This is a genomic window from Streptomyces composti (assembly GCF_012034205.1).
GTDB lineage: Bacteria > Actinomycetota > Actinomycetes > Streptomycetales > Streptomycetaceae > Streptomyces > Streptomyces composti.
In genome coordinates this window covers 1-3959 of sequence record NZ_JAATEM010000066.1, presented here as the reverse complement: position 1 = coordinate 3959, position 3959 = coordinate 1, and the positions used below count along the sequence as shown (strand labels likewise).

Below are 3959 nucleotides of genomic sequence, written 5' to 3'. Positions count from 1 at the left end.
CAGTGTCGATCCCCTGGGCCAGCCTCCGCTGATGCTTGACCGTCGAGTGCTGGTAGATGAGCTGGGCGCGCTCCGAGGACTGGCCGGCGCGCACCATGAGGTCCTTCAGCTTGGCGCCGGTGTCGGCGGCGAGGGTGTTACCGGTGTGCCGGAGGTCGTAGAAGCGGAAGTTGTCGGGCAGCCCCACCTTCGTCCTGGCCTTGCGCCACTTCCGTCCGAACGTCGAGCGGCGGAATGGAGCGCCCTTCTCCCCGACGAAGAGGAGACCATCCGGCTCCTTCTCGGCGAACCACTGCACGTGGCGTCGCAGCTCGGGCAGGAGGAAGTCGGGCAAGTAAACGGTGCGCTTGCCCGCTCGGGACTTGGGATCGCCGGTGACCCTCCTGCCGTTGGTCAGCTCCGGTGACGCATGCGTGATCCGCAGGGAGCATTCGTCGAGATCGACACTGCGGCGGCGCAGTTCAGCCAGCTCCTCGGGGCGAAGCGAGGCGAAGGCACCGAGCAGGACCATCAAGCGCCAGCGCGGACCCATGGCGTCGGCGAGGTCGAAGACCTGCTCCACGGTGGCGGTCGGCCGCTCGTCGGCTTCCTCCCGACCGGCGCCCTTGATCCGGCACGGGTTGGTCCGCAGGAGGTCGTCATCGACCGCGGTCTGCAGGATGGCCTTCAGCAGCCGGTACGACTTGGCGACCGTCGTGGCACCCGTTGCCTTGAGCCGCTCGGCTCGCCAGGTGCGGACGGAAGGCGGTGTGATCTCGTCCAGGTCCTTGCTGCCGAAGACCGGCAGGAGGTGCAGGCGTAGCAGGCCGTCGTAGCGGTCGACCGTGGTCGGGGCCAGACCGCGCTCCTCCACCCAACGGAGGGCGTACTTCTCGAAGTTGATCGCGCCGGCGTCCGGGTCACGCCAGTGGTCACGCTCGATGTCGGCGCGGACCAGGTTCAGCCAGTCCTGCGCGTCGGTCTTCGTGTCGAAGGTCTCGGGGGCCTTGTGGCGCTGCCCGTCCGGGCCCAGGTAGCGGGCCTGCCATCGACCGGACGGGAGCTTGCGTACGGTACCGAACTCCCGACGACGCTGGAGCTTGCGTGTCGGCATCAGGCGGCCCGCCCGTACCGAGTGCGGGTGCGCCGGGTCGGCTCGACCGTGCGCGCCTCGATGTACTCGGTGACGGCACTCTCGGGGACGCGCACGGGACGTCCGAGCTTGACGTAGCGAATGCGGCGCTCGGCGATCAGACGGCGAACGAAGCGTTCGCCGGTACCGAGCTGTTCGGCGGCTTCGGCCACCGTCAGGAGGCGGTCAGTCATGGGCGACCGCCCCCTTTCGGCTGTGCTGCTGAGTGCAACGGGCCGGGGCTATTGCGAGTCGGTGCAACGGTGAGACTTCCTTACCGAGGTCGAAACTGGAGCGGGCACGGCGGACCGGTGGTGGCTTCAACAGGTCGCGGAGTCCTGGAGCAGGGCGCGGGCCGGGACGCGAAGTGCCTGCGCGAGGGTGAGCAGGTCGTCGACGTCGCAGCGGCGCTGAGCGCGTTCGATGCGGGACAGCATCGTGTTGGACATTGGCCGGCCAAGGGCGGTGACGCGAGCGGCCAGCTCTCGCTGGGAGAGGCCGCGCTCGGTGCGGAGAATTTCGATCGTGCGGGCGGCCCTTATCCCGGCTGCGCCGATTTCCAGTGAACGTGCTGCCATGACTCCAATTCTCGGCTGTGTTCGCCGGTTTGGTTAACCGGCGATCGTCGGCTATGTTGCGCCGCCGTGCGTTTGGCAGGCGGGTGGCCATTTCGTCGATGGGTTCCCTGTGACGGCGGCCCGAGCAGTGCTCGACAGCGTCTCTGACGTGGGGTGTTGTGTTGTAGCTTCGCCACTCACCGGACGTCAACGCCTTGCCGGTGTGATCCTTCTGGCTTGACGCCCAGAACAACTATTTGGTCAACCGCCGATCGTGACCTACCGTTTTCACGCCGCCCTCGCCGCCCCGATTCCCGACGGCCTTTCTGCCGACAGAGATTCGACAGGTCAGGGCTGGACTTGTGCCGCTCGGGTGTGGCTATGTTGACGACACCCCCGGAAAGCGCGACCGGCTCTCAGCCAGCCTCGCGTCCACGGCCGGCCAACTCCCCCGCCTTTGCCGTCACGACCGACGGTGAGCCATGGGTGCCCGCCCATCGGCCACCGAGTGAGGAACACTCCGCTCTTGGCACGGATCCGCACCATCAAGCCCGAAGCCTTCGTCTCCGAATCCCTCGCCGTCGTCACCCTGACCGCCGAGCGCACCTTCTTCGGCCTGCTCACTCAGGCCGACGACCAAGGCCGCTATCGTGACCACGCGGCGATCATCGCCGGTCAGCTGTGGGTTCTGCGTCCGGAGCACACTCCCGCCGAGGTCGAGAAGGATCTCGCCCAGCTGGCCGACGCCGGCCTGGTCTGCCGGTACAAGGGCTCGGACGACAAGCGCTACCTGCACATCGTCACGTGGCACAAGCACCAGAAGATCAACCGGGCCAGCAAGAGCCGCATCCCGGCCTGCCCTCGCCACAACGATCCGAACGGTGCCCCGGGCGGCACCAAGACTGTCGAGGCCGTGGCACCCGCGCCGTCCGTAACGCACGGAGCCGTCGCGGACCATGCGCCGAACCCTCACGGAGGTGACAGTGAAGGGGCACGGAACCCACACGATCCCTCGAACCAAACGGAAACCACCAACAAAACCGCAGGTCAGGAGGCAGTCAGTGAGCCCTCACCTGAACCTCATGGACTCGTGCTTGAGGCCGCGGTGACACCTCACGGTCCGGATCTAGGACCTAGGATCATGGATCTAGGATCTACCCCTTCGGGGGGCGCAAGCGCCCCCGCGGCCAGCACCGTCTCGGCCAAGCAGCTCATCGCCGAATACAGCGCGGCATGCGCCCACCGCCCGCCCCAGGACGTCCTGGGCCATCTCGGCCGAGAGGTGCGCAAGCTGCTCGCCGAAGGCATCGCTCCCGACCACATCAGGGCAGGGCTCGTCCTCCACAGGACCAAGGGCAAGCACCCCAGCATCCTGCCGAGCCTGGTGCACGAGGCCATGAACGCCGCCCTCGCCCAGCCCGTCATCCACAGGCCGTGGACAAACCCCGCCGACGCCGAAGCCGCCTACGGAGAACAGCTCTGACCTCCACCCTCACCCGCGAACCCCAGCCCGTCGGCCTGCTCGCCGACCGTCTGAACGGCATACTGGCGGGCCGCGGCATCGACCCCGGCGCCGTAGCCACGGAGCCGCCCGCCGAACCCGTCACCGCCTTGGAGCTGGCCGACGCCCGCATCCCGGCCCGCTACCGCCGCGCCCTCGCCGACCACCCTCAGATCATCACCTGGGCCGACCACATCGCCCATGCCGGACGCCCCGGCCCCAGTGGGCCCGGCATCGCCGAGGGTCCCTCCCTGCTGATCGCCGGCCCCACCGGCACGGGCAAGACGCATCAGGCGTACGGCGCCGTCCGGGCACTCCTCACCCGCGGGGTCCGCCTGCGCTGGGAAGCCGTCACCACCGCCGACCTGTACGCCCGCCTGCGTCCCCGTGCCGGCCACGACGCCGAACGCGACCTGCAGACCCTGGCCCGCAGCCCACTGCTGCTCCTGGACGACCTCGGTGCGGCCAAGACCAGCGAGTGGACCGAGGAGCTGACCTACCGGCTCATCAACCACCGGTACGAGCACATGCTCCCCACCCTCATCACGACCAACCTCCCCACCGCCGAGCTGCGCACCACCCTCGGTGACCGCGTCGCTTCCCGCCTCGCGGAGATGACCGACCGCGTCATCCTCAAGGGCCCTGACAGACGACGTCACCGCTCCCCCTGACGATGGAGGAAGAAGACCGGACGACGGAAGGGCAGTCTGCGAGCGCGCGTCCTTTCACCAGGAGGACCGGCCGCGTGCCGCGTCGAGGACCGAGCGAGGGTGTCGGGGACCAGTCCTCA

5 protein-coding genes are annotated in these 3959 nt (G+C 68.5%); 2 read left to right on the top strand and 3 right to left on the bottom strand.

What is annotated here, in order from left to right; all coding sequences use genetic code 11:
- The 3 genes from HCJ93_RS28915 to HCJ93_RS28905 form a co-directional block, all read right to left on the bottom strand.
- Positions 1-1093, bottom strand: a 1093-nt coding sequence (locus tag HCJ93_RS28915) for a tyrosine-type recombinase/integrase (protein ID WP_167998788.1), incomplete at its 3' end; no start/stop codon positions are given.
- Positions 1093-1305 carry an excisionase family DNA-binding protein gene (locus tag HCJ93_RS28910; protein WP_031043819.1) on the bottom strand — a complete coding sequence of 71 codons (213 nt, stop codon included), beginning with the start codon at positions 1303-1305 and terminating at the stop codon, positions 1093-1095. The genes HCJ93_RS28915 and HCJ93_RS28910, both read right to left, overlap by 1 nt.
- Positions 1306-1431: 126 nt before the next feature.
- Complete coding sequence (locus tag HCJ93_RS28905; protein WP_030401440.1) at positions 1432-1689, bottom strand: helix-turn-helix domain-containing protein; 258 nt, start codon at positions 1687-1689, stop codon at positions 1432-1434.
- A gap of 505 nt (positions 1690-2194) precedes the next feature.
- Here HCJ93_RS28905 and HCJ93_RS28900 point away from each other — a divergent pair.
- On the top strand, positions 2195-3151 hold the full coding sequence (locus tag HCJ93_RS28900) for a hypothetical protein (protein WP_167998787.1): 957 nt from the start codon (positions 2195-2197) through the stop codon (positions 3149-3151).
- On the top strand, positions 3148-3840 hold the full coding sequence (locus HCJ93_RS28895) for an ATP-binding protein (RefSeq protein ID WP_030401442.1): 693 nt from the start codon (positions 3148-3150) through the stop codon (positions 3838-3840). The genes HCJ93_RS28900 and HCJ93_RS28895 overlap by 4 nt, the downstream gene beginning before the upstream one ends.
- Positions 3841-3959 lie beyond the last annotated feature (119 nt).

What these genes read in the sequence shown, in the direction of transcription:
- HCJ93_RS28910 (WP_031043819.1), bottom strand. Translation starts at nt 1,305, where the DNA reads ATGACTGACCGCCTCCTGACGGTGGCCGAAGCCGCCGAACAGCTCGGT.
- HCJ93_RS28905 (WP_030401440.1), bottom strand. Translation starts at nt 1,689, where the DNA reads ATGGCAGCACGTTCACTGGAAATCGGCGCAGCCGGGATAAGGGCCGCC.